Source organism: Paenibacillus sp. RU5M (assembly GCF_900221055.1).
In the GTDB taxonomy this organism is placed as follows: Bacteria; Bacillota; Bacilli; order Paenibacillales; family Paenibacillaceae; genus Paenibacillus; species Paenibacillus marchantiae.
Genome location: NZ_OBQM01000002.1, coordinates 576,392 through 600,451 on the forward strand (window position 1 = coordinate 576,392; position 24,060 = coordinate 600,451).

Annotated in this window: 25 protein-coding genes; 7 read left to right on the forward strand and 18 right to left on the reverse strand. The window is 47.6% G+C overall.

Features of this window, described 5'->3' with window-relative positions; genetic code table 11:
* Positions 1-47: 47 nt before the first annotated feature.
* Positions 48-497, reverse strand: coding sequence for an NUDIX domain-containing protein (locus tag CRO25_RS08375; protein WP_063566334.1), 450 nt, complete (start codon positions 495-497; stop codon positions 48-50).
* Positions 498-568: 71 nt separating this feature from the next.
* Positions 569-865, reverse strand: a complete 297-nt coding sequence (locus tag CRO25_RS08380) for a HesB/YadR/YfhF family protein (protein ID WP_024630313.1) — start codon at positions 863-865, stop codon at positions 569-571.
* Positions 866-1,396: 531 nt separating this feature from the next.
* Between CRO25_RS08380 and CRO25_RS08385 the strand changes: the two genes are divergently transcribed.
* The 5 genes from CRO25_RS08385 (at position 1,397) to CRO25_RS33265 (ending at position 7,254) form a co-directional block, all read left to right on the forward strand.
* Positions 1,397-3,142 carry an ABC transporter ATP-binding protein gene (locus CRO25_RS08385; RefSeq protein ID WP_063566335.1) on the forward strand — a complete coding sequence of 582 codons (1,746 nt, stop codon included), beginning with the start codon at positions 1,397-1,399 and terminating at the stop codon, positions 3,140-3,142.
* Positions 3,143-3,154: 12 nt separating this feature from the next.
* Positions 3,155-5,245 carry an ABC transporter ATP-binding protein gene (locus tag CRO25_RS08390; protein WP_063566336.1) on the forward strand — a complete coding sequence of 697 codons (2,091 nt, stop codon included), beginning with the start codon at positions 3,155-3,157 and terminating at the stop codon, positions 5,243-5,245.
* A gap of 338 nt (positions 5,246-5,583) precedes the next feature.
* The gene (locus CRO25_RS08395; RefSeq protein ID WP_063566337.1) at positions 5,584-6,267 is read left to right on the forward strand and encodes a TetR/AcrR family transcriptional regulator; all 684 of its coding nucleotides are present in this window, start codon (positions 5,584-5,586) and stop codon (positions 6,265-6,267) included.
* Positions 6,268-6,290: 23 nt separating this feature from the next.
* Positions 6,291-7,055: a DUF4097 family beta strand repeat-containing protein gene (locus CRO25_RS08400; protein WP_079694653.1), complete on the forward strand. Its 765-nt coding sequence runs from the start codon at positions 6,291-6,293 to the stop codon at positions 7,053-7,055.
* 25 nt (positions 7,056-7,080) lie between these two features.
* Positions 7,081-7,254 (forward strand): hypothetical protein, encoded by a 174-nt coding sequence (locus CRO25_RS33265; RefSeq protein WP_162842452.1) that lies wholly within the window; start codon positions 7,081-7,083, stop codon positions 7,252-7,254.
* A 47-nt stretch (positions 7,255-7,301) separates the two neighbouring features.
* Here CRO25_RS33265 and CRO25_RS08405 read toward each other — a convergent pair whose 3' ends face one another.
* The 5 genes from CRO25_RS08405 to argS form a co-directional block, all read right to left on the reverse strand.
* Positions 7,302-7,949 (reverse strand): YdcF family protein, encoded by a 648-nt coding sequence (locus tag CRO25_RS08405; protein ID WP_079694654.1) that lies wholly within the window; start codon positions 7,947-7,949, stop codon positions 7,302-7,304.
* Entirely contained in the window at positions 7,949-8,500 is a 552-nt protein-coding gene (locus tag CRO25_RS08410) for a hypothetical protein (protein WP_063566340.1), read from the reverse strand. The genes CRO25_RS08405 and CRO25_RS08410 overlap by 1 nt, the downstream gene beginning before the upstream one ends.
* A gap of 101 nt (positions 8,501-8,601) precedes the next feature.
* Positions 8,602-9,312, reverse strand: coding sequence for a hypothetical protein (locus CRO25_RS08415; protein ID WP_079694655.1), 711 nt, complete (start codon positions 9,310-9,312; stop codon positions 8,602-8,604).
* Entirely contained in the window at positions 9,309-10,352 is a 1,044-nt protein-coding gene (locus CRO25_RS08420; RefSeq protein WP_079694656.1) for an ATP-binding cassette domain-containing protein, read from the reverse strand. The genes CRO25_RS08415 and CRO25_RS08420 overlap by 4 nt, the downstream gene beginning before the upstream one ends.
* Positions 10,353-10,356: 4 nt before the next feature.
* Positions 10,357-12,096 carry an arginine--tRNA ligase gene (gene argS / locus CRO25_RS08425; RefSeq protein ID WP_079694657.1) on the reverse strand — a complete coding sequence of 580 codons (1,740 nt, stop codon included), beginning with the start codon at positions 12,094-12,096 and terminating at the stop codon, positions 10,357-10,359.
* A gap of 130 nt (positions 12,097-12,226) precedes the next feature.
* Here argS and CRO25_RS33005 point away from each other — a divergent pair, with 130 nt between their 5' ends.
* Positions 12,227-12,598, forward strand: coding sequence for a hypothetical protein (locus tag CRO25_RS33005; RefSeq protein ID WP_143806520.1), 372 nt, complete (start codon positions 12,227-12,229; stop codon positions 12,596-12,598).
* A 145-nt stretch (positions 12,599-12,743) separates the two neighbouring features.
* Here CRO25_RS33005 and CRO25_RS08430 read toward each other — a convergent pair whose 3' ends face one another.
* Positions 12,744-13,079, reverse strand: a complete 336-nt coding sequence (locus CRO25_RS08430) for a four-helix bundle copper-binding protein (protein WP_079694658.1) — start codon at positions 13,077-13,079, stop codon at positions 12,744-12,746.
* A gap of 67 nt (positions 13,080-13,146) precedes the next feature.
* Positions 13,147-14,241 (reverse strand): GTP-binding protein, encoded by a 1,095-nt coding sequence (locus CRO25_RS08435; RefSeq protein ID WP_079694659.1) that lies wholly within the window; start codon positions 14,239-14,241, stop codon positions 13,147-13,149.
* 166 nt (positions 14,242-14,407) lie between these two features.
* Here CRO25_RS08435 and CRO25_RS08440 point away from each other — a divergent pair, with 166 nt between their 5' ends.
* On the forward strand, positions 14,408-14,929 hold the full coding sequence (locus CRO25_RS08440; RefSeq protein WP_095206169.1) for a molybdenum cofactor biosynthesis protein B: 522 nt from the start codon (positions 14,408-14,410) through the stop codon (positions 14,927-14,929).
* Between the two features lie 41 nt (positions 14,930-14,970).
* Here the strand turns inward: CRO25_RS08440 and CRO25_RS08445 are convergent, their stop codons facing one another.
* The 9 genes from CRO25_RS08445 to miaB all read right to left on the reverse strand — a co-directional run bounded on the left by CRO25_RS08445 (position 14,971) and on the right by miaB (position 23,780).
* Positions 14,971-15,504, reverse strand: coding sequence for a hypothetical protein (locus CRO25_RS08445; protein ID WP_143806521.1), 534 nt, complete (start codon positions 15,502-15,504; stop codon positions 14,971-14,973).
* Positions 15,505-15,599: 95 nt separating this feature from the next.
* The gene (locus CRO25_RS08450; RefSeq protein WP_063566348.1) at positions 15,600-16,619 is read right to left on the reverse strand and encodes an acryloyl-CoA reductase; all 1,020 of its coding nucleotides are present in this window, start codon (positions 16,617-16,619) and stop codon (positions 15,600-15,602) included.
* Positions 16,620-16,720: 101 nt separating this feature from the next.
* Positions 16,721-17,368: a hypothetical protein gene (locus CRO25_RS08455; protein WP_063566349.1), complete on the reverse strand. Its 648-nt coding sequence runs from the start codon at positions 17,366-17,368 to the stop codon at positions 16,721-16,723.
* 309 nt (positions 17,369-17,677) lie between these two features.
* Positions 17,678-19,132: a nicotinate phosphoribosyltransferase gene (locus CRO25_RS08460; RefSeq protein WP_079694661.1), complete on the reverse strand. Its 1,455-nt coding sequence runs from the start codon at positions 19,130-19,132 to the stop codon at positions 17,678-17,680.
* Between the two features lie 206 nt (positions 19,133-19,338).
* Positions 19,339-19,908: a cysteine hydrolase family protein gene (locus tag CRO25_RS08465; RefSeq protein WP_079694662.1), complete on the reverse strand. Its 570-nt coding sequence runs from the start codon at positions 19,906-19,908 to the stop codon at positions 19,339-19,341.
* A 64-nt stretch (positions 19,909-19,972) separates the two neighbouring features.
* Positions 19,973-20,776 carry an NUDIX domain-containing protein gene (locus CRO25_RS08470; RefSeq protein ID WP_062326181.1) on the reverse strand — a complete coding sequence of 268 codons (804 nt, stop codon included), beginning with the start codon at positions 20,774-20,776 and terminating at the stop codon, positions 19,973-19,975.
* A 58-nt stretch (positions 20,777-20,834) separates the two neighbouring features.
* On the reverse strand, positions 20,835-21,260 hold the full coding sequence (locus tag CRO25_RS08475; protein WP_063566353.1) for a PaaI family thioesterase: 426 nt from the start codon (positions 21,258-21,260) through the stop codon (positions 20,835-20,837).
* 245 nt (positions 21,261-21,505) lie between these two features.
* A complete protein-coding gene (locus tag CRO25_RS08480) occupies positions 21,506-21,919 on the reverse strand; it encodes a RicAFT regulatory complex protein RicA family protein (protein ID WP_372828763.1) in 414 nt (137 codons plus the stop codon).
* A 304-nt stretch (positions 21,920-22,223) separates the two neighbouring features.
* Positions 22,224-23,780 (reverse strand): tRNA (N6-isopentenyl adenosine(37)-C2)-methylthiotransferase MiaB, encoded by a 1,557-nt coding sequence (miaB, locus tag CRO25_RS08485; protein WP_079694663.1) that lies wholly within the window; start codon positions 23,778-23,780, stop codon positions 22,224-22,226.
* Between the last annotated feature and the right edge of the window lie 280 nt (positions 23,781-24,060).

Here is a 24,060-nt window from a genome sequence, read left to right on the forward strand (position 1 = left end):
ACAAAGAAGACGCCTTCCCGGCAGGAAAGGCGTCTTCTTTGTTGTGTTTATTCTATTTCGGAAAACCTGAGCAGTAAGCGGCTAAGATCATTCAGCCTGGGCAATGATTTGAGATCAAAAAACTTCAGCCCTGCTTCGCTATTTACTCGGGATTCTACGAGCGAATCCTGAACAATTTGTGCCCTGAACATGGCAATGACAAAATATTCTTCATCCCCACTGGCATGCAAATGTCTCAGATTCGGACCGGAATGCAAACCTTCAAGTGTCATATGATTGGTGGTCCACCCCGTCTCTTCCCACAGTTCCCTGTGCGCGGTGTCCTCAATGGCTTCTCCCGGGCGCATCTGTCCCGCAGGAATACGCCAATGTCCGTGTTCAGCATGCTGGATCAGCAATAATTCACCTTGTTCATTCTCGGCCCGAACCGCCGCCTTAACAACAATATGAGAGCGATTCGCGATATACTGGGCCAAATCTCGGGCTGGCGGATTCATGTCGTATCTCCTCCTGTTCGAAAATCGGTGCGACCGGTGATGAGCCATTCTTTATACGCAGAGATATTACGTTAAATCTCGGTGTAGCGATATTCGATATCCTGTCCTTCTTCAACGACATCTACATGTAGTTGATGACCCTTCAGATACCAGTAATCATGATCTTCCATAAAAAATTGGATACCCGATACCTTCGTTTGATCAGCAGGATGTCTCGGTTCCTCCACGGCGATTCCGAGGGAGAAGCCTGGATGAAGACCTCCGCCGGAGCTATAACGGGCGAAGAAGCGAATGCTGTCTCCTTCGTTCAAATTCAGTTCTTCCTTATACCAGCGAGCAGCGCGGTCAGATACATGTATGGTACTCATTTGGTGTCAGCTCCTTCTCTATATATATGTTCCATCATATCGCTACAATGGCCTGATTACAAACCTCATCCACCCCAAATACGCAAAAAAAGTTCATTCACTTGTCATAATTCCATCATAATGCGCAGCATCTTCTGTTTTGGAAAAACGTTTGACAGATTGTAAAAGTCGGTGTTAAGATGCAAACATACGAGATCTACATGCAATTTATTACCAAAAAAGAAAGGGTGGTTACGGTGTTTAACAATGACGATCTACATCAATTCAGCATACAACTAAATACCGGAGCACCCATGAAATCGTTATTCCGTTCATAAGACCGCATCACAGAAGCCTCTAATCAGGTTTGCTGTTTTGTACTCTCACAATCGAACTTTATCTACGGTGGTGGCTCTGCTCTCGGAGCCATGCTGCCGTATGAATGATACCCAAGACATACCGCCTGCGTGCGGTATGTCTTTTTTTGTGGGCTCAAATGGCTAAACATGAACGGAACATGCATTTCACGAACTTGAAAGGAAGGGATACCACTTGTTCTCTGTACTTAAAAATCTAGCCTGGTTTTTCCGGCTGGAGCGCAAACGATACCTCATTGGTGTCACCTTGCTTATTATGGTGGGCGTCATCGAACTGCTGCCACCTCGTCTTCTGGGCAATGCCATTGACGAGATTGTACGCGGTTCCATCACCGGCGCCTCACTTACACGTTACATTTTACTTATTCTAGGATCGGTCATCATTATTTATCTGACAACGTACATATGGATGCACAAACTGTTTGGCGGTGCCAATCTGGTTGAACGCTTGCTGCGGTCACGCTTTATGGACCATTTGCTGCGAATGACCCCGCCCTTTTTTGAGAAAAACAGAACCGGCGATCTGATGGCGCGTGCCACAAATGATCTTCGTTCCATTGCTACCACAGCAGGCTTCGGCATGCTGACGTTAACAGACTCCACTGCTTTTCTGGCAACCGTATTATTCGCCATGGGTTTTCTGGTTAGCTGGAAACTGACCCTAGCCGCAATTCTGCCTCTGCCTTTTATCGCCATCGCCATGATGATCTATGGTAAAGCCGTCCATCAACGATACACATTGGCACAGGATGCATTCGGGGATATGAACGATCAGGTGCTTGAGTCTATTGCCGGCATTCGAGTCGTGCGTGCCTATGTTCAGGAACGTCTGGATGAGAAAAGGTTCGCTGATGTCACTGAAGATGTGTACCGCAAAAATCTGGCCGTTGCCAAGATGGATGCACTGTTCGAACCTACCATCCGGTTATGTGTTGGACTCAGTTATGTGATTGCACTTGCCTACGGCATTTATCTTGTTTTTCATAATGAAATTACCCTAGGGGATCTCGTATCGTTCAATATGTACCTGGGGATGATGATCTGGCCAATGTTTGCGATTGGCGAATTGATTAACCTGATGCAGCGTGGTAGTGCCTCACTCGATCGGGTTAACGAGACGCTATCTGTAGAACCTGCCGTGAAAGATGTTGAGCAACCTGCTCATATTACTAATCCGGAAGAGATCGCTATGCAGGATGTTACCTTCCGTTATCCTAGTTCTACCATCGATAATCTCAGTCATGTCAGCTTTTCACTTCGACGTGGGCAGACACTGGGGATCGTGGGACGTACAGGTAGCGGCAAGTCCACCTTGCTCAAACAATTGCTTCATGAATACCCGGCTGGATCTGGTAAGTTAAGCATCTCCGGTCATCCGATTCAAGATATCGCCAAAGATGACCTGCACAGCTGGATTGGATATGTTCCGCAAGAACAGGTGCTGTTCTCCAAATCAGTCCGTCAGAACATTCAATTCGGCAAGCCGGGTGCTGATGATAATGTGATTATGGAAGCGATTCGCACCGCAGCCTTTGACGGAGATCTGGGCACTTTATCCGATGGTCTGGACACACTCGTTGGTGAAAAAGGAATTGCGCTGTCCGGTGGACAGAAACAGCGTGTATCGCTGGCGCGTGCCTTTATCGCCGATCCAGACATTTTGATTTTGGACGATGCTCTATCTGCCGTCGATGCACGAACTGAAGCTAAAATCATTGAAAATATACGAAATAAACGCTCGAGCAAAACAACGCTGATCTCGACTCACCGCCTGTCCGCTATTGAACACGCTGACCGAATCATCGTACTGGAGCAAGGGAAAATAACGGAAGAAGGAACCCATCAGGAACTGCTTGCTATGAACGGCTGGTACCGTGAACAGTATGAACGGCAGCAGGTGGAGTCTAATTTGTCCACGTAGGAGGTCAACGCTTTGAAGTCTAATACAGGCAAACGGCTGCTTCAATACGCCCTAAAAGCCAAAGGTACGTTTATTGCCGCTTTGATTATGCTTACGATTGGAGTTGCGGCTGAACTTGCCGGCCCTTTCATCGCCAAGTCCATGATCGACAATCATTTGCTCGCTATTGAGCAACCTTTCTATGAGACTACAGCTTCAAGCGAAGCGGCGGTCTACAATGGAAAGAACTACAAACGTGAAGGCCGGTTTGAACCGGATGAAACGAAAGGTACCGAGGTACGCGTACTGCAAGCCGGTAGAAGTTTTTATTTTGTGAATGAATCCGTAAGTGCCCCCGATGGAGATCGAACCTACGCGGACGGAACACTGACAGTTACACGCGCAGGCGAAGTGACGGGTCAATATGCGGCGGTGCCTTTATCCGCTGGTGAACTCTATGCCTTTTACAAACCGGAAATGCCAAGCATCTATCAACTGATTGTGTATTACATGATCTTCCTTGTTATCTCAGTCATTATGGAGTTTGGTAAAACATACTGGCTGCAATCATCTGCCAACAAAGTCATCCAAAGACTTCGTAACGATGTGTATGCACATATCCAGCGATTGCCGGTACACTTTTTCGATAACCTGCCCGCAGGTAAAGTGGTCTCTCGGGTTACCAACGATACTGAAGCCGTCAAGGATCTGTTCGTTGCGGTTCTTTCGAACTTTTTCTCAGGCATCATTACGATTACTGGAGTGTACATTGCGCTTTTCCTGCTGGATTTCCGCCTCGGATTGATCTCGCTGTTCGTTGTGCCGATGCTGGTTCTGTGGATTGTGCTTTATCGTAAAATCGCCACTCGTTACAATACGATTATTCGTTCACGTCTGAGCGAGATTAATGCGATTATTAACGAGTCCATTCAAGGGATGTCCATTATCCGGGTATTCCGTCATCAGAAACAGACCAAGCAGGAGTTCGAGGATCTGAATGATGATTATATGAAACACCAGAATAAAATGCTCAACCTGAACGCTTTCACCTCACACAACCTGGTTAACGTCCTGCGGAATATCGCTTTTGCAGTTGTTCTGTGGTACTTCGGTTCCAGTGTGCTGGACGGTACGAGTATCATCTCACTGGGTGTGCTGTATGCATTCGTTGACGTTCTCGGACGTTTGTTCCAGCCAATTACAGGTATGGTGAACCAACTCGCGAACCTGGACTCCTCTATGGTATCGGCCGGACGTGTATTTGAACTGATGGATGAGAAAGGTGAACCGGTAACCGATGGCTCGATGCCGAGATACAAAGGAAATGTCGTGTTTGACGATGTATCCTTTGCTTATAAAAAAGATTATGTGCTGAATAACATCTCGTTCAAAGCATCACAAGGTCAAACGGTCGCCCTAGTGGGCCATACCGGTTCCGGTAAAAGCTCGATCATCAACCTGCTGTTCCGGTTCTATGATCCACAGAAGGGCATGATCACGATTGATGGTCAGAACGTAAAGGATCTGCCTAAACAGTGGATTCGCGAACATATGGGCATTGTACTGCAAGATCCGTACCTATTCACGGGTACAGTTGCTTCCAATGTCAGTCTCGGGGATGAGCAGATTACTCGTGCACAGATTGAACAGGCGCTGCGCGATGTAGGTGCTGAGCGAATTCTCGCCCATCTACCGCAAGGATTCGACGAGCCGGTTATCGAAAAAGGAAGTACATTATCTGCCGGACAACGGCAATTGATCTCCTTTGCTCGTGCACTGGCATTCGATCCAGCCATCCTGATTCTCGATGAAGCTACGGCGAACATTGATACGGAAACGGAAGCATTAATTCAAAATGCGCTCGAAGTCCTCAAAAAAGGACGGACCACTTTCATCATCGCCCACCGTCTGTCCACCATTCGTTCAGCAGACCAGATTCTGGTTCTGCATCGCGGACGGATCGTTGAACAAGGTGCTCATGATGAATTGATGGAACTTAAAGGTCGCTATTATCAGATGTATCAGTTACAGCAAGGTGCTCAAGCAGCACCGGATACGAATGGAAACAACCCACTGGGCGAGGCCATTCGAACCACTTCTTCCTTTGCTGGAGGCGGCGTGTAAGTAAAACGGGAATAAATGTAAATATACTTCAACAACCAACCGATATGCCCGCGGACCTCTTGGTCTGCGGCAGATCGGTTTTATTTTGTCCATGACGCAAAATCCGAAACAAGGTTGGTTGTTTGGTTGCTCAATCTACTTTACTCTGGTCCCACTTTACTTTTCTCCGCGCTTATTTATCTTTTCTTGATCTTACCTTTTCTCAATAAACTCAAGATTTGATCGATATAAACTTCCTTCGTGTATTCACTCCTTCTGATTTCCTCTTATTGACAATGGAAACATCTCTCTGTATTATACATACCAACGGTCGGTATCTAAAATATAAGGAGGTTATTATGGCCAGAAACAAGCACCCTGAGCAGACGGTACAGCAGATTCTGAACGTCGCTGCGCAGTTGTTCACAGATAAAGGATTTGAAAAGACGAGTATCCAGGACATCATTGTTACCCTAGGCATGTCCAAGGGAGCTGTGTATCATCACTTTAGATCCAAAGAGGAAATACTGGAGGCGGTCATGGAGCAACAGTTCAACTATACGGCTCAAATGCTGGATCACTTAGTTACAAATACAACGACCACCCCAGCACGAGACAAGTTAGTTCAGATTTTGGAGCATGTCGTCTCTGATCAACAGGCTCATTCCTTGGATCGCGTACTTCGAGCCCAGATCAAAAATCCAGTGTTCATTGTACGAGGGATTCAACAAGCCGTGCGAATCGATGCACCGGTGATTGCAGCGATTTTGCGTGAAGGCATTACAGATGGATCTATCCATACCGAAGATCCCGAAGCTTGTGCAGAAGTATTCATGATGCTGGTCAATATATGGATTAATCCAACACTGTTTGACCGCAATTCGACCGAAACGAAGCAACGTCTTTATTTTTTACAGCGGTTGATGAACATGCTTGGTGCCGATATTGTGAGTGAATCGCTAATTGAACGTATTCTAGACCAACATGCTGCGATGGGCGCTTATCCTATTCTGGATGAAGAGGATGACAGAAATGAGGGATAACCATTTTGAAATCTAATAGACATATGATTTGCAAAGAATGGTTGTCCGAAGAACCCCTTCTCGCCCTTTCTCTGGAATGGATGCAAGGTGAAGTGCATATTAGCCGGGGTACAGAAGCCGTTATCCGTGTTACTCAATGGGGATCCGCTCGTTTTCCAAGAACTCGATGTTTTGAAGCTAACGTCAGCCACGGTTTATTACATCTGATCGATGGACGAAAACAAGCTTTTCCGCTGGGCATTAACTTTCACCGCACATCGCTCCACATTGTACTGCCGCCTGCGGTCTTGAAAAGGCTGTCGATCAACGGAGTTGGTTCCCACTTTCTTGTAGATAACGTTTCTTCGGAACAATGGGATTGTGACTGTACATCCGGCAAGCTCATCTTAACTGGCCATGCCCAGCATATCCGTCTACGATCCGTGGGCAGTCGGGTTACAGCAACAGACCTCCATGCCGAACATATGCAACTGCAAGCCACTTCTTCACCTGTTCAATTATCCGGTCAGTTCACCCATATTCAATCCAAAGTGACAGGCAGCCAACTCACCATTCACTCCTCAACGATGCTTCAATCTCTGGATAGTCGCTCCACAGGTTGTAACGTTGAAGTGCGAATCCCAGCAGATAACGATGGATTCAAGTTAGACTTCAAGCAGGCTGGGGGCCGATTCAGCAGTGATCTCTCGCTTCAATCCAATCATAATCAACATACGTATCGTAACGGTATTTATCCATTTCAAGCAGAGGTCAGAGGTGGGAAGCTCACCATAGGGAGCTCTTCTTAACATTCCATATAGAGGAGGTAAACATATGAGCATCGGCTGGATTGTTGGCAGCAGCTTGGCTACCGTGGTATTACTTGCGGGGATCATCAGTTTGTTCATCGGTATACGTAAAAACAATCATCGGCGCTGGCCTTGGTGGTTCATCGGTTTTGGGGTGGCTGCACTGGTTAGTGCAGCGATTAATTATCCCGGAACATAGAAACGCCGCATCAACATACGCAAAAAAAAGACAATCGCGCAGACCAGTCACTTTCCGTGCTGCTGCGGATTGTCTATCCATCCTTTGACCACATATCCCATATATAATATTGTTTCTCTTGCCAGAAAAGGAAATTGGCTGCGCCAGGTCTGGTAAGCCGTCGTTCGTGTTGGGGACGGGACGGCATCCATGCCGAGTCCGCTAGCGAGCTTCATCGCCCGTTTCATATGTAGCGGGTCACTTACAATGGTGTAGGTGCGAAACCCTGCCTCTTCTCCAACGCTAAGCGAGTTGACCAGATTCTCCTCCGTAATTCTCGACTCCGTCTCCATTTGAATATCTGCCGGATCTACACCATGTGCAACAGCATAATCTCGTCCTACTTCGGCTTCGGCACGCTCTCCTGCACCGCCAGAACCACCAGTAAAGAGCAGATGACTGATCGTCCCCTGGCGATATAATAAAATGGCATGCTCAATACGTTCGCGAAATACGGGTGATGGGTTGTCCCCTTCTACGGCTGCACCAAGGATAATGGCTGCATCACTCTGTCTGGATGATTCCTCATCGGTGTAGGCCCAGATGAGCGATGCTGTAGTTATTGTCCATATGACTCCTATCAGTACTAGCGATGTAATGGAGATTACAAGCCAGTGTCTGCTTTTTAATTTACGTATCCGGGACTTGCCTTCCATCACAATGATTCATCCTCTTCCAGTGCCCGGGCGTGCATGCTCTCTGCATGCATACGTTCGAGTGTCTGCAGCGCTGCCGCGGATTCAGCATCCAGCCCCAGCTCTGCAATCCAGGCACCTGTGTACTGCTGAAGACTAATCTCCAGTTCCTGTGCACGGTCTTTGAAATCTTCCAGCTCCTTGATCATACGTGATCGTCCTTCAGGACTGAATGTCTCATGAATTCGTTCCTTAAAATAGTGATGTACAATGCTATTACGCTGCTTCCATAGTTCATTCAACTGACGAGTCTCTTCCTCTGAAAAAGTAAAATGATGACGCACCTCATGAATGAGTTGCCCGAGTGAACTGCTCATCTTCCGTTCGTACAGATCTTCCAGATCTTCTTCGGAAACAACTTTGCCCTGGGACATTTTCATTAATAAAATCAGATTGACCAGTTGCTGTTCAAGCGCCTGTCCATAATATACAGCCAATCCGTAGTATGCAAACAATTCTCTGGAGTGTTCGCTGTCCAGCATGTCACCATGCTGCATGTCTGTCTTTTGCATAAGCGAGCCCCCTTTATCTCCGTACAATACATTCCATTCTAACGTCCCTCTATGGTAACGAAACATGGACCAACATTCAAGTTAAACGGAATAATAGCCCTCTAACTCCGTATATCCCTTCTTCCCGATAACCATATATGAATGATGAGTAGAACTATGGCATAGAGTATAGCCCACACTGTTGTCAGAACAACAGCCCCCAACTTCGATTCTTCAAATAACATCATCTCACGCACTAAATAAAATGCCGGTGGCAGAAGCTTGACAACCCACTGTATGGATTCAGGCAAACGTCCGCTTAATGAACCTTGGACAAACGATAATAACATCACCACAATGAAAGGCGGCATGCTGCGACTCAGCATGGGAATGTATGATTTATGGAAGAAAACACTGAGCCCCAGACCCAAGAGCGACAAAGCCAAATGTCCGGCCCAAGCCATGATCCACTCTCCAGTACTCGGTAGCCTTCCAAACATGCCCGTAACAACCGGGTATAACACGGTAATTGCAGTCAGACCAAACTGCATGATCAACGCACAGATCAGTTGTGCGAAGACAACCTTGCGTTTGCTTCCTGCATGCAGAACAAGCAATTGATACTGCCCCGCAGGTTCCGTATTCAATACCGTCAAGCCCAGCCAGGCCGCACCAAAAAAGAGCAGCATGGCCGTAACGCTATAACTATCCGCAACCGGATTAGGTTTGTAGGAATAGATAAGAAGCATCGTAATGATATAAAAGATCACCGGCGCAACATATTTCTGTGAACGTATGTAATGTTTTAACAAATAACGAGTCAAGTAGATCATTGGAGGTCGCCTCCTGCCGTAGATATGGAGGAAAGGTTCTCAGCAACTTCCCTGCTTATAACCTCACCCGGGTGCCGCCCCTCCATCAATCCTTCCATATTTAATCGGCTCTCTTCCGGCTGTACAGACACAATGGAACCGCCAGCTGCCAGAATCATTCCAATAATCCGATCTACCGAACTGCGTGACACCTTCCAATCCCATACTTCTCGACCATAATCCTGACGAACCATGCCGCAATGGCATGCAATGATTCCCGGTTGATCAACAAGCAGCGATTTGATAACGGATTGTTCCAGCCCTTCCATCACACTTTGGATACTCACAGCGGGCTCACCAGCTTGCTGCAATTCTTCCTGACTCCAGCGACGCAGCACCGTTCCCTTCTGTAACACGATGACCTGATCTGCGAGACGTTCAATCAGCAATGGCTCATGGCAAGCTGTAACGATCTGGCTTCCTTCCTTTTTCCACTGTCTGAGCAAAGCTACAATTGCTTCCTGTGCCGGAACGTCCAGACCGGACAATGGTTCATCAAGCAGCAATAACCCATCAGGTCCAGGCAGCAAAGCCTGAATCAAATTCACCTTCTGCAAAGTACCTTTGGATAACTGAGGCAGGTTCTGATCCAGCGCCGTGCCCACGAATAACAGCTCACTCAATTCGCCTATCCGTTGTCGCAATATTTCAGGGCGCATGCCTCGAATACGTCCCATTTCCCACAGGTACTCTCTTGATGTGAAGGGCAGGCGTGACAGTCCATCCAGTGCATACATAATCTGTCCATGCCTGGGCTTGCGCAGCGAGCCTGAGTCAGGCAGTAACATACCCGCCAGCACACGCAGCAACGTGCTTTTGCCTGAGCCATTCCTGCCCACCAGGACGATACACTCACCCTGACCTACTTCCAGATTGATATCATTCAATACCTGCACATCCCCAAGTCGTTTGCTCACCTGCTGTAGCGATATGATTCGTCCGTTTAAGTCTGCTGTTGCTTTTCCTGCTTTATCGAATAATCTACTTGTCCTCCATCCCATAGAATCACATCCGTTCAGGGGCCTGAACGCCCAGTAAATATAGGCTGTAGGCAAGACGCTCCGCCGTACGCTCTGTTAACGCCACCCGGAAGGGTTTGACGTCAGTCGGCGCATCCGCAATTCGTTCCGCATGGTAAAAGCGGTTGAACGCTTGGGCAACATCTATCGCATACTTGGCAATGACCGAAGGCTCGTTGCGATGAATTGCTTTTTCCAGATACTGCGGATAATCCGCCAGCAGTTTCAGCAATGCCCATGAAGTGTCACCGACCATGACCGGCTTATTCTGAGTGTTGGCCGCAGCATTGTTACTAACACTGCTAGGAATATTCTCTAATTGATTTTCATTTTCCACATGCCCCGCCTCTGCTGCCTTCGCAAGCACACTGTTAATCCGGGCATGTGTGTATTGCACATAAGGTCCTGTCTCGCCTTCAAAGCTCACCGCATCTTCGAGCGAGAAATCGACGTCGTTCAACCGGTTATTGCGCAGATCTCCGAATACAATCGCACCTACACCAACCGCTTCCGCAACCTCCTGCGAGTTCGGCAGATTCGGATTTTTCTCCTGAATAATCTGTAATGCCCGAGCAACCGCCTCATCCAATACCTCCTGCAAAAAGACGACTTTTCCCCGGCGGGTAGACATCTTCCGTCCTTCGAAACGCATCAAGCCAAACGGAATATGTTCACAAATCTCAGACCATGCATACCCCATCCGGGATAATACCGCAAAGACCTGACGGAAATGAAGCTTCTGCTCTCCCCCGACTACATACAGCATTTTATCTGCCTTCATCACATCATGACGATAAACGGCTGTTGCCAAATCCCGTGTTGGATAGATGGTTGTTCCATCGGTTTTGATAATCAGGCAAGGGGGCATATTCTCCTCCTCCAAACGTACCACCAATGCGCCTTCGCTCTCTTCGAGCAATCCTTTTGCTTTCAGTTCTTCAACTATTGCATCCATCTTGTCGTTATAAAAGCTCTCACCCAGCGTATGGTCAAACTGTACATTCAGACGCTCATACATCCGATTGAATTCTTTCATGCTCACTTCTACAAAAAAGGTCCATAACCGCTGCGCCTCTTCATCCCCTTGCTCCAGCTTGCGGAACCAATCTCGTGCCTCGATTTCCAGAGATGGATCATTCTCCGCCTCATCGTGAAAACGCACATACAGCTCCAATGAGGTACGAATTGGCGCAGCCTGTAGCGCTTCATCATTACCCCAACGTTTGTAGGCTGCAATCTGCTTGCCGAATTGCGTTCCCCAATCCCCCAGATGATTCACACTGACCGAAGTATAGCCTGCCTCGTTATATAACCGATACAATGCTGCCCCAATCACGGTGGAGCGCAGATGACCGATTCCGAACGGCTTTGCAATGTTAGGCGACGACATGTCGATCACGACGCGTGCACCTGCCCCCAGCTGCAACTTGCCAAATGTTTTATGTCCCAATTCTTGCAGTAGCTTCGGCGCCAGATCTTCCCGATTGAAGCGTATATTCACATAAGGTCCTGCTGCTGAAGCATCCAGCCCAACGGTCTGTAATTCGGCAGCGATATCCGCGGCGATAACCGCGGGTGCTTTTTTCAACGACTTGGCCAGAATAAAGCAAGGAAAAGCCGCATCTCCCATCTCCGCCTGTGGTGGAACCTCCAGTAATCTCAACACCTCGTCTTGCTTCAATCCCGTTAACGGAGCAAGTTGTGCTGCTGCCTGATTCATCAACATGTCGAACACTCCTAGTCATTATCGTATTTAGCCATGCTATAGAAAACAAAAAAAGCCCTCGTCTCTATATCAGAGACGAGAGCTGATCTTCACAGTTCCCGCGGTACCACTCTAGGTGAGCCTGCAGCAAATGTACATCTTAGTACATTCACAACGTGCTCCGCTCGTTGCGATTAACGGTCGCCTGCCGGATTGCCCTCTAGTCCATGCTCTGCACCCTCTCAAGGATGCAAACATGCCTTCGGACAACCATCTCACGGGTGCGCTTCACTCAGGTCATGTCATACCGGCTTCCACCTGCCCCGGCTCGCTGTTATGCATGGATTCTGGCTACTCTCCCGATCACGGATATTCATCGTTTCAATTCATTGCCATCATTATACAGATCACGCTCTGCTTTGGCAACCTGTTACATGCATTTGCCAATGTAATACCAGCTATCGATAGAAAATCTCACCGTCGTATGGGCAGTAACAGAAACGTTTCTTTGCTGAATCCATAAAAAATCCCCTCCAGCAAACAACCTTGAAGTACATCTTATCAGATGTCTTATTACGGTGTCTTTTCTGTGAGGGGATTAGCCTGGCATCTTTGCAAATTGCCCAGGCTTTTTATTTTCAATTCAATTTAATTCAATGGAGTTATATTTACGCTACTGCGGCCATCATGCGGCAAGTCTCTGCACATTTGCGGCAAGCTTCTGCGCAAGCCTGGCAGTGATCATGTTGATGTTTGCCACACTCAGCAGCACAAGCTTCACATGCTTTCACACATAGTTCGCAAATTTCGGCGATGAAATCACTTCCACGTGTCATGGATTGAGCAGCAAAATTGCAGATCTCTGCACATTCCCGATCCAAACGAATGCAATCACGCAGCATCGCCAGATCATATTCTTTCAGACTCGATATGTAACATACGTTGCAAGCATTCATACACTCCAGGCAAGCATCGATACATTGTTGATATTGTTGTTGTGTCATTTAAAGTTACCTCCCAGACTAAGTTTGCTATGCTTCTTAATACCCCGTCTGGAGGAACCTTGAATCATTAAACCTGATTTGCCGCCTCTAATTCCAGCAATTGGTTGCGAATAACCGACTGATCGAAATGCTCACCTATAAACACAGCGACGTTAGGCACATCCCCTTGAGGTGTGATCTTCATATAATCCGATTCCCGGTAAGCATATTGGAACCAGAACCGGCTGGACGTATCGCTAAAAGATAAAATCCCTTTTGCCCGGTACACGTCGCGTGGTAACTCAGCTATCAAGCGCTCAAAAGCCTCACTGTTCACCGGCTGGGTGAAATAGTGTGTATATACCATGACATGTTCATGCGAAGCATGGGGATGGGCATGATTATGTCTATGGTTGTGATCATGATCCACATGCTCATGATGTTCATGTCCATGATCCTGGCTGCATCCATGCTCTGCACAAGCCTCAGAATGCACGTGATGTTCCTTCTCCGCGTTTTTACTAGTTTCCTCAACAGATTGATAAGCATGCACATTGTCTCCACTGCGGAGCAGCACATCCATATCAACTTCACACTTCACCGTAGGCAGTACCGGAGCAAAACCGTTCCAGCGGGCCAACAGGTCCCGCAGATCTGCCAACTGCTGCTGATTCACCCGGTCCGTTTTATTCAGGAGAAGTACAGACGCACAGCGAATCTGCTCCTGCATCAGCTTGAAGGTTTGTCCCTTCTGCTCCTGGTACAGCCCTGACAGATGCGCGGCATCTACTACAGTAATCAGGCTTCTCAGTTCCAGTCGCATATAGAGGGATGTTTCCGTTACTGCATCCAGAATCTCCATCGGGTTGGCTGCTCCTGTTGCTTCGATGATAATGACATCAGGCGATTCCTCCTGCACAAGATCAGCAAGTTGCAGCCCCAAGTCACCGCGCACGGTACAGCAAATGCATCCTCCCAACATTTCCGTCATGGGCACGGAAGCATCAACAATCTGACCATCCAGATTCACTTCACCCAGTTCATTCATGACAACGGCGGGCCGGAGACCTTGTTGCTGCCAATGTTCAATCAGTTGAACAAGCAGTGTCGTTTTGCCACTGCCCAAGAAGCCTGACAATATATATACTGGTATGGATGATTCATTTGTTTTTAATTCACTCATCATTGTTCACCTCTCAATTTATCCAATGGTACTGGTCTATCTCTATCCTAGCGAGTGTACACTATCCTGCAATCTTTGCGCAATCCTGGCCTTCTATTTGCAAGTCCATTGCCTCATTCTACTGAATGGTCTATGCTATGAGAACATGTTGATTGGAGGAGGATGTATTATGACCAATTCAGTGGAACAACATCGTCAGGAAGCCCCTGACACGGTATCCTGTATGATTGTAACCGTTTCAGATACCCGTACCAAGGACACTGATACAAGCGGACAACTTATGCATAAGCTGCTAACCGATTCAGGCTACCAGATCGTCGAATATATCATTACACCGGATGAAACTGAAACCATTCGAAGCATCCTGCAGGATGCAGCCGTTCGTGACGATATCGAAGCCGTGCTGCTCAGCGGTGGGACCGGAATTGCACCCCGAGATACAACATACGAGGCAGTGTCTTCACTACTCGATAAGGAGCTGCCGGGGTTTGGAGAAATCTTCCGCTTCCTCAGCTATACCGAGGATATCGGTTCTGCTGCCATTCTTAGCCGGGCAGTAGCAGGAACCATCGGGCGTACAGCCGTATTCTCCATGCCAGGCTCCAAGGGAGCTGTCAAGCTGGCAATGAATAAACTCATTTTGCCTGAACTGAGACATGTCATGCGTGAAATATATAAACCCGTCTGAATAATCAGACGGGTTTATCAGATTTATTTTAGTGGAGTCGATTACTTCAGTTGCTCAAGCACATGTTGGAATATCTGCATGACGTCTTCTTCATAATCGTCCTTTTCTCCACCTGAAGCCGTATAGACCAGTGACACGTAGTCTTTGCTGCGAATCGTTGTTTTGCCAAGTACATTTTCCATCACAGCCTCATCGCCATCATTACCGTACATTTCGTTCATCCGGGCTACTCTTGTAGGGGCATCACTGAAAATATGGACCTTTACAATATGTCTGCCACTTCCATTCAGCAGGTACATATAAGAGATTCCGTCCTCACCATCATCAGCGGACATATTATTCATTAACTTTATGCCTTTTGCAGCAAAAGCTTCATCCAGCTCCTGAATTAATGGACCATTTAACCCGTGACCCTGACTCTTTGCCCGAACATTTCCTTCATCTGTCGCTTGTCGGGTATATATTTTCCGTTCCTGCTCCACATTCGATGCTGAACACGCTACTACCGATATTGTACATAGTACCACGACCATACTGACCAAGACCGAATTCACACGTCCAGATTTATGATGCAATCCTCTTCCCTTAACACGCATACTCATCCTTCCTTTCCCGCCACATGCACGGTGACGCTCTCAGGTAGAGTTAGCATGTCTAGGAGAAAAGGATCTTATTCGGCAGGCGTATCGGACATCGTATTAACTACCGTACGACCTACAGCACCGCCCTTGAGGATCGTTTCGAGTGTCTGAGGCAGTTGTACCCATGAGATTTCCTGAATCCCCAGCTCCAGCGCCCGATCCGGCTTCCATTCTCCGCCAAGCAGCTTCCATATCCGTTCCCGCCGTTCCATCGGGCAATAGACTGAATCAATCCCAATCAATTGAATCCCCCGCAAAATAAACGGAAATACGGTGGACTCGAATGCAGCCCCTCCGGTTAAGCCTGATACGGCGACAGCGCCTCCGTATTGAATCTGTTTCAGACGTTCCGCCAGTGCCGGACCTGCTGCCGGATCAATTACACCTGCCCAGAGCTGTTTGCCCATTGCTCCCTTGGCTGGCGCATCCGCTTCTTCGCGTGAAATGACGTGTGAGGCACCCAGATTTCGAAGCAGCTGCTCCTGTTGATCTTTTTTGCCTGTACTTGCTGTCACTTCAAATCCCAGCTTCGCCAGAATAGCTACTGCCATACTCCCTACTCCTCCGGTTGCTCCGGTCACCAGAATATTGCCCATCTCCGGAGTCACTCCAGCCCGCAACAAAGCATCTACCGAAAGTGCCGCAGTGAACCCTGCCGTTCCAATTGCCATCGCTTCCTTCTCACTGAGTCCATGCGGCAGAGGAACAAGCCATTCGCTGCGCAGACGCGCATATTGACTGTACCCTCCAAAATGAGAAACGCCCGGTTCGAAGCCTGTGCTGATCACCCGATCCCCCGGTGCAAACCGACCGCTCACGGATTCCTCTACAATCCCTGCAAGATCGATCCCCGGTACGATCGGATATTCGCGAACCACACCGCCCTTTTCAGTTGTGGCGAGACCATCTTTAAAATTGACGCTTGAGTATTGAACCTGTAGGGTTACGTCACCATTAGGCAAGTCCTCTTTCGTCAGCTGCTCCATAGCAGCCTTCACGCCACCCTGTTCTTCTTTACGCACGACATAGGCAGGAAAAGTATTCTTCATTCGTTATCCTCTCCTCAGTTATAAATTTACTTATTTTTCTATTCATATCATGAATTGTTCGCATTCAATTTAAACAAGTATAAGGGCGACATCCGTCGAACTCAATCTCTCCGGCTGGTCATCAAATAAATGAGCGGACCTATCAATGGGATCACCCCTGCAACTGCCCACCCGCGAGAACGACGATTGTCAAAAGCATCCCTGAACAATGCGATCACGGAAAGCAAAGTTAGGATGACGAAATCAATTGTCATAATATGTACAAAGGAAGACTCCCTGAACGCTTCCATGTATACATCAGGATTGCCTTGAGTCACTGCATAGAAGCCTGTGCCCAATGTAAGCAGCAGCAGAACCACATGGGTCAGCTTATGAGCTGCCACACGTCCAATACCCGATTCACGCTGACTACCAAAGGAGAGGCGTTCGTATCCCGAACCTCTGTGTGTTTGCGAGGACCACGCAAAATAAGGCAGCAGCGCAAAGGCTCCCAAACCAAAAGACAGCAACACAAAAGGCCACGCCGGTACACGAGATCCTCTCGCTTTCCCTGACCTCCTTAACAGCAGGCAAGCGAAAATAGCCGGATAAATCCCAAGCCACGAAAATACCGTTAGTAGCCAGGGTTCTTTGCTTTGCAGTGTGACCAGCTCTTTAAACACAGGGTCACTCCCAAGAGGCTGCCCAGGCACCCAAATCCAGGCGTACGCAATGAAAGCCAGCCAGGTCAGTGCCAAAATCCATTTCATGGTTGCACCTCCTCTTTCATTCATCCCCGGCAGATACGCAATTGAAACAGCCATAGAAACAGATCCTGTCGAAAGGCAAGCTCGGAAAGATGCAGTATTTGACGTCTCCTGCGCTTTCCCGAGAAATAACTGCTTCATTTCCCTGTAAACCTGCGTCCGTTGAAGGTATAGTATACCGCAGTTCAAGGACTGTCTGTCCATGATGTTTCACACACCATCCATTCGTCATGCGGGACAATCAGCAAGAAAGAAGAAACCAAAAAGGCATAACCCGGTCTACGTCCTTCCGGTTATGCCCCTTTATTTGATTTATTCTTCGGTGGATTGCACGTGCTCAGCAATGAGCTTCTGCTTCATATTCCAGGCCTCAGGGCTGATATTTACGCGGTAAATCTCAGGATTGAGTTTCCGCAGATATTCCGGCCAGAAGAGATCCATCTGCTCGCGGTGATAACTTCGAATTTCATCCAGGGTAGGCAGCTCATACACTTTGCGCCCATTCACAAAGATCGGTTCCAGCATGTTCACTGCTTCGTAGCGGGTTACCGTCTTTTTCAGATAAGGGTGTAGCGGGTTGAACAGCTTGAGCGGCCCGCCCTGTAGCGGCTGCTCTTCTCCTGGATAGCAGATATAATCTGCAATCGCCTTGCCATGTTTCGGATCAATGATCCGGAAGACTTCTTTTTTACCTGGTGTGGAGACTTTTTCGGGATTGGCCGAAATTTTGATCGTAGGCAGCATGGCACCATCCACTTCACGCTCCACCAATTTATATACGCCACCCAAAGAAGGTTGGTCGGAAGCGGTAATTAGTTGTGTGCCCACTCCCCATGTATCGATGCGAGCTCCTTGCGCCTTAAGGTTGAAAATTGTATTTTCATCCAGATCGTTGGAAGCTACAATCTTCACGTAATCCAGTCCGGCGTCGTCCAGCATCTGCCGAGCTTGAATGGATAGATACGCAAGGTCCCCGCTATCCAGACGAATGGCGTTCATCTTTTTGCCCTGGCTCTCCAGCTTCTTGGCGGTCTTGATTGCATGGGGTACACCACTGTTCAATGTATCAAAAGTATCGACCAGCAGTGTCACTTGATCTGGCAGCACTTTGGCATAGACGTCAAACGCCTCCTGCTCACTCATAAAACTCTGCACCCATGAATGGGCATGTGTCCCTGCTGTCGGAATTCCAAAGCGCTCTCCAGCCAGCATATTAGACGTTGCATGGAATCCTGCCACATACGAGGCACGCGCCCCCCAAATGGCCGCATCCGCTTCCTGTGCACGTCGTGTTCCGAATTCGAGCAACGTGTCCTGACTTGCCACCTGTTTGATCCGGGAAGCCTTCGTTGCAATTAACGTCTGATAATTCATGAAGTTAAGTATCGCCGTCTCCACCAGTTGTGTCTCCATAATGGAGCCTTCTACCCGAATGAGCGGTTCATCAGGGAAAACGAGCGCCCCTTCCTTCATGGAATGAATCGTCCCCTGAAATGAAAACTGGAGCAACTCTTCCAGAAAGACCGGATCGTAATTTTCCTCTTGTTTAGATAAATATTTGATGTCCTCCATCGTAAACCGAAGCTGGCTGATATAATTCACAATGCGTTCCAATCCGGCAAATACGGCATATCCGTTGCCAAAAGGAAGCTTGCGGAAATAGGCTTCAAACACCGCTTTCCGTTTGTGAGTTCCATTCACCCAGTGGGCGTACATCATATTGATTTGATATTTATCCGTATGTAAAGCCAGGCTAGTCGTCTGCATTTGTCTCATCCTCTCTGACTTCCGCTTGTGTCGGCAGGTCTAGCCTTGCAGACACGGGTCAACATGTGGAGACTCATTGCTCATGATTCATGATTCTGGTTACGTACCATTGCATAAGTCTCCGGTTTATTCCTATTCACCATATTCCCCAGCAACATAACACTTGTTCAACCAACAGAATATGATGGATATGATCACAGGTTCAGTTACAGGTTCAAGCCTGCGAGAACGGTATCGCTCGCTTTGACCACCTGGGCCCCAAGACTGGAACGAAAATGTCCAAGCGCCCAATCATGTCCCGCTTGATTGAAGCTCGCCACGGCGTCTTCATATACCGTTATGTGAAAACCTTTATTATAAGCATCCACTGCCGTGTGCAGTACGCAAATATCCGTACATACACCGATCAGTGCAATGTCTGTTATTCCACGTTCACGCAGGCGCAGCTCCAGATTTGTACCGCAGAATGCGCTGTATCTTGTTTTATCCATCCATCGAATCTGAGATTCCCGTTCTTCCATAACCTGGGCTAGACGACCATAAAGCTGTCTTCCCTCCGTACCCCTGATGTTATGGGGAGGAAAAAGAGCAGTTTCCGGATGGTAAGGATCATTCTCTTCATGCAAGTCCACGGCCATAACAACCTCATGCTTGTTATTGCAATAAGCCTCCGTTATTGCTGCAATCGTCTCCTCAATCTCCACAGCAGGCTGGCCTACAGGCAACGAACCTGTCACAAAATCACGTGTAAAATCGATTACAATCAGTGCTTTCATCGTCCACACTCCCTTTTTGAGAATAGGTTGATCCTGATTCAATCCATCATGATTCGCTTGCGAATTAAGTATAGATGGAAAGACGAGGTACAAGCTCCGTAAAACGGTATAGCTGGGCCGGACGCTGTGAATATTGATTGGAGCTTAGCAGGTTGCCCTCCTCATCCCGAACCTCTTCCACAATGCCTTTGCGGCTGCGTGTAGAAGTGATCTTCCGAATGAAATTCGGTTCTTCAAAGTCAGGTACAACACTCTGAATCACTTGGTATAACTCGCTTAGTGTAAAATCACGAGGCAGGAACTGTCGTGCAATCGTCGTTTCCAGCATTTGCTGTTGAATACGCCGGTACGCATCTTCTATAATCGTCCGGTGATCAAAGGCAAGCTCGAGCTCTTGCAAAGCTTCCTGAATCGTAAATAATCCAACATCCTCAGCATCATCTGCAGCCTGACGGTGTTCCAACATCCATTCCTCTACCAGTGCAAAAAACGCATGTGAGATAATCCATCCTCTGGGGTCACGCCCAGGCTGACTATATACATTCAAATACTCCAGATGTCCGCCGTCCACACCTGTCTCTTCCATCAACTCGCGCTTTGCAGCACCATAGATGGATTCATTTTCCTGACAAAATCCACCGGGCAACGCCCATCTTCCCGCAAAAGGCCAACCTTTGCGTTTGATCAGCATGACCTTCAACTCCCGGATTGGGAGTGTCTTGGTTACCGTCTTGCGTTCCCGCTTGGTCAAGGTAAACATGACGATATCCGCAGGAACACCATCGGGTGTACGATATTTCTTGGAACTATAGGCACGTGCTGCCTGTTCATCGCTTTCAGCATTGAATTGTTCGTAGTTTTCGCTCATGGGCACCACCGACTATTCTCATTTTGATATTTTCATTATGACATAATAATATCTTTTGTCAACCTTGAGATTCCGTGTTTTGCGCTTTTACTCGCGCTATACGGAATGTAGCTGTTGCCATACATCCCAACGTTCCAGATGCATCCCGGACCTCAGATTGTGCCGTCACACTACGCCCCGCTTGATGCAGGATCGTTGATGTCACGATTAATTCCCCTTGTTTCATGGGTGCCAAGAAATGAACATTCAGGTTGGTAGTCACACAACTGTCTACTGCCATTGCGGCTGTAGCTACCATGCCCATCGCCTGATCCATGAGGGACGTCAGCACTCCACCATGAATAATCCCCATGGAGTTAGTGTGATGTTCGCCCGCTGTCAGCGCGATCTGTACTTCTTCTCCGTCACCTTTAATAAACCGACAACCGAGAAAGCCCCAAAATCTTCCGTTTCCTTCTGCAACCATTTTGTCCAAAATACCCATATTGATTTCCCCTTTAGTGCACTTTAAGTATAAAGCCCATGATGTATGTTGTTGATGATTTTACCAGCATTGGTTCTTTTCGTAGTTGATCTAAAGTGCTTCGTTATTATATTAAGCCTGCTCTTACGGAACAGGTCTTATCCAGTGAAGTTGTCTTGATCAGGCCACCACACAAAATAACCCCACCACGTGGAGTCTGAGATGATCAAAAAAGGCGCGGACTGCGTCCGCACCCTTCCGTTCACTTACCCGCAGCTGGTCGGAGGTGAATCCGTACCTGCCTCCACGTTCACTTTCTCGGAGACGGTATCCCGAATTACAGAAATAACAAGCTGAAGCAAATAATTGATATCGCTTTGACTTTGCTGGAATTCCGTAACGAGTGGAATGCCGTCCAACTCTGCCTGCAGATCCTCAATTTCCTGTTCAATTTTGCTGACCATGTCTGCATTTTTGAAGCTTTCAAAAGCAACGATTTCCTTTTGTTTCTTCTTAATCGTTGCAATCAATTGTTGGATGCGCTCATGATCGCGAATTTTGGACTCAGCCTGTTGGAACTGTTTAACTTCCTCGCTCGTTCCAAGCATATCAGCCAATTCTTTGGCTTTTCCCATAATGTCGTCGCGTATAACCAGATCGCGCGTATCGTAGGTAGGCATTCCATAAGGGTTGTACTGCACTTCTTCCTGCGCCACTCGAAATCACTCCATTCTATGAGATGATATAAGATGAAATACTCGATGTTGCACTAAGCTTAGTTAACTGCTTGAGTGACCGCTGCGGTTACGGATCGTTCTTTCGATCGCTGTTGTCTCCAAATTTTTCTGATTGTAATAGTCTGTGGATAAAATTTGGAGACAAAGGCGAACGCTTCGCTTCTACAGAATCGATTCCGTCACCTTCGCTACGCTGGGCCGTAACCCGCCAAGTGCAAAAAGACATTCATCTTATTTGGTTTGTGTATTACTGATTGGCGGCTACTGGCTCTGAGAGCAGGTTGCCCCGAATATAGAAAGTCATTGGATCGGTGATTTCTACATGTACAAAAGTACCGATCAATTCTTTAGGTCCTTCAAAGTGCACCAGCTTGTTGCTGCGTGTACGTCCTGCCAGAACATTGGAATTCCGTTTGCTCTCACCTTCGACCAGCACTTCAACAACCTTGCCGCGCTGCTTTTCATTGCTGCTATGGCTGTATGCGTTGATCGTCTCGTTCAAGCGTTTCAAACGTTCCTTCTTCACGTCCATCGGCACGTTATCCTCCATCACCGCAGCAGGTGTACCTTCACGCGGAGAGTAGATGAATGTGTAGGCAAAATCGTAGCCAACTTCCTTGACCAGTGACAGCGTATCTTCGAACTGCTCTTCCGTCTCCCCCGGGAAACCAATGATAATATCAGTGGTTAACACGACATCTGGAATTGCAGTTTTAATTTTGTCAGCAAGCTTCAGGTAGTGTTCCCGACTGTACTTGCGGCTCATACGTTTCAGCACTTCCGTGCTACCAGACTGCACAGGCAGATGGATATGTTCCACCAGGTTCCCGCCCTTCGCAAGCACCTCAATCAGATGATCATCGAAGTCACGTGGATGACTGGTTGTAAACCGAACCCGTGGAATATCGATTTTGCGGATATCATCCATCAGGTCACCGAAGCTATACTTCAGATCCGTGAAGTCTTTGCCATAAGCATTAACGTTCTGGCCGAGCAGCGTAATTTCCTTGAAGCCTTGTCTTGCCAGTTCACGAACTTCGGCAATAACATCTTCTGGACGTCGACTGCGCTCTTTCCCCCGTGTGAACGGGACGATGCAATATGTACAGAACTTGTCGCAACCATACATAATGTTCACCCAGCCGCGCATGCCCTCACGTTTTTTCGGTAGGTTCTCAATGATGTCGCCTTCCTTGGACCATACCTCAACAACCATTTCTTTACTGAACAGCGCTTCTTGAATCAGGTGTGGCAGCCGATGTACGTTGTGTGTACCAAAAATCATATCCACAAAACCATGCTTCTGCATGATCCGGTTCACGACGCCTTCTTCCTGCGACATACAGCCACACACACCCAGTAACAAACCTGGACGTTCGGTTTTCAGGGTTTTCAGATGGCCCAGCTCACCAAACACTTTATCTTCCGCATTTTCTCGAATCGCACATGTGTTTAACAGAATGATATCTGCCTCTTTGCGATCCTCGGTAGCCTGATAGCCCATCGATTCAAGCAATCCTTTGATGGTCTCCGAATCATGTTCGTTCATCTGGCATCCATACGTATATACGATATAGTGTTTGCCTTTCCCCACGTTTTTCAGTTCCTCGGGTACGGCTGTTTCGTAAAGCACCTGGACGTCTTCCTTGCCCCGTTGTTTCTCCTGACGATGATTAGGTTCGGATTTGATGTTAATCTCCCGGCCCCGGATTCTTATCTTTTTGCTGAATTCATCTTGCGAAATTACTTTGGCATCGGAGAAATCAAAATATTGGGAGTAATCCTTTTTTGAGTCTTTAGCCATTTCCTTCGGTCACTCCTTACAGCCTCTATTAATAAAAAATCGTTATTTCATCTTGTTTCACGTGATTTGCACGCTTTATACATCAAAAGAGCATTACAGCAAATTATAACATGAATTGGGCTGTAGTTCCACATCCAAAGCCGCTGCCCCTTCGCCTATCCCGAAATCTGCGCAGGTCTGCTAAACAGCCCGAAAATACACAAAAACCTGAGCTATCCCAGGTCGAATGTAGCGACGCGTGGATATACTCAGGTTTATACGTTCATTCAAACCGCCAAGA

Bases quoted from the DNA above. Each gene is read 5' to 3' on its own strand.
- CRO25_RS08415 (WP_079694655.1), bottom strand. From the start codon at position 9,312: ATGATCTACTTGACTCGTTATTTGTTAAAACATTACATACGTTCACAG.
- miaB (WP_079694663.1), bottom strand. From the start codon at position 23,780: ATGGCTAAAGACTCAAAAAAGGATTACTCCCAATATTTTGATTTCTCC.
- CRO25_RS08480 (WP_372828763.1), bottom strand. From the start codon at position 21,919: ATGCCTACCTACGATACGCGCGATCTGGTTATACGCGACGACATTATG.
- CRO25_RS08410 (WP_063566340.1), bottom strand. From the start codon at position 8,500: ATGCAAAAGACAGACATGCAGCATGGTGACATGCTGGACAGCGAACAC.
- CRO25_RS08460 (WP_079694661.1), bottom strand. From the start codon at position 19,132: ATGCAGACGACTAGCCTGGCTTTACATACGGATAAATATCAAATCAAT.
- CRO25_RS08420 (WP_079694656.1), bottom strand. From the start codon at position 10,352: ATGGGATGGAGGACAAGTAGATTATTCGATAAAGCAGGAAAAGCAACA.
- CRO25_RS08400 (WP_079694653.1), top strand. From the start codon at position 6,291: ATGATTTGCAAAGAATGGTTGTCCGAAGAACCCCTTCTCGCCCTTTCT.
- CRO25_RS08430 (WP_079694658.1), bottom strand. From the start codon at position 13,079: ATGACACAACAACAATATCAACAATGTATCGATGCTTGCCTGGAGTGT.
- argS (WP_079694657.1), bottom strand. From the start codon at position 12,096: ATGTTGATGAATCAGGCAGCAGCACAACTTGCTCCGTTAACGGGATTG.
- CRO25_RS08465 (WP_079694662.1), bottom strand. From the start codon at position 19,908: ATGAAAGCACTGATTGTAATCGATTTTACACGTGATTTTGTGACAGGT.
- CRO25_RS08405 (WP_079694654.1), bottom strand. From the start codon at position 7,949: ATGGAAGGCAAGTCCCGGATACGTAAATTAAAAAGCAGACACTGGCTT.
- CRO25_RS33265 (WP_162842452.1), top strand. From the start codon at position 7,081: ATGAGCATCGGCTGGATTGTTGGCAGCAGCTTGGCTACCGTGGTATTA.
- CRO25_RS08470 (WP_062326181.1), bottom strand. From the start codon at position 20,776: ATGAGCGAAAACTACGAACAATTCAATGCTGAAAGCGATGAACAGGCA.
- CRO25_RS08375 (WP_063566334.1), bottom strand. From the start codon at position 497: ATGAATCCGCCAGCCCGAGATTTGGCCCAGTATATCGCGAATCGCTCT.
- CRO25_RS33005 (WP_143806520.1), top strand. From the start codon at position 12,227: ATGTACATCTTAGTACATTCACAACGTGCTCCGCTCGTTGCGATTAAC.
- CRO25_RS08395 (WP_063566337.1), top strand. From the start codon at position 5,584: ATGGCCAGAAACAAGCACCCTGAGCAGACGGTACAGCAGATTCTGAAC.
- CRO25_RS08380 (WP_024630313.1), bottom strand. From the start codon at position 865: ATGAGTACCATACATGTATCTGACCGCGCTGCTCGCTGGTATAAGGAA.
- CRO25_RS08455 (WP_063566349.1), bottom strand. From the start codon at position 17,368: ATGAAATGGATTTTGGCACTGACCTGGCTGGCTTTCATTGCGTACGCC.
- CRO25_RS08475 (WP_063566353.1), bottom strand. From the start codon at position 21,260: ATGGGTATTTTGGACAAAATGGTTGCAGAAGGAAACGGAAGATTTTGG.
- CRO25_RS08435 (WP_079694659.1), bottom strand. From the start codon at position 14,241: ATGAGTGAATTAAAAACAAATGAATCATCCATACCAGTATATATATTG.
- CRO25_RS08450 (WP_063566348.1), bottom strand. From the start codon at position 16,619: ATGAAGAATACTTTTCCTGCCTATGTCGTGCGTAAAGAAGAACAGGGT.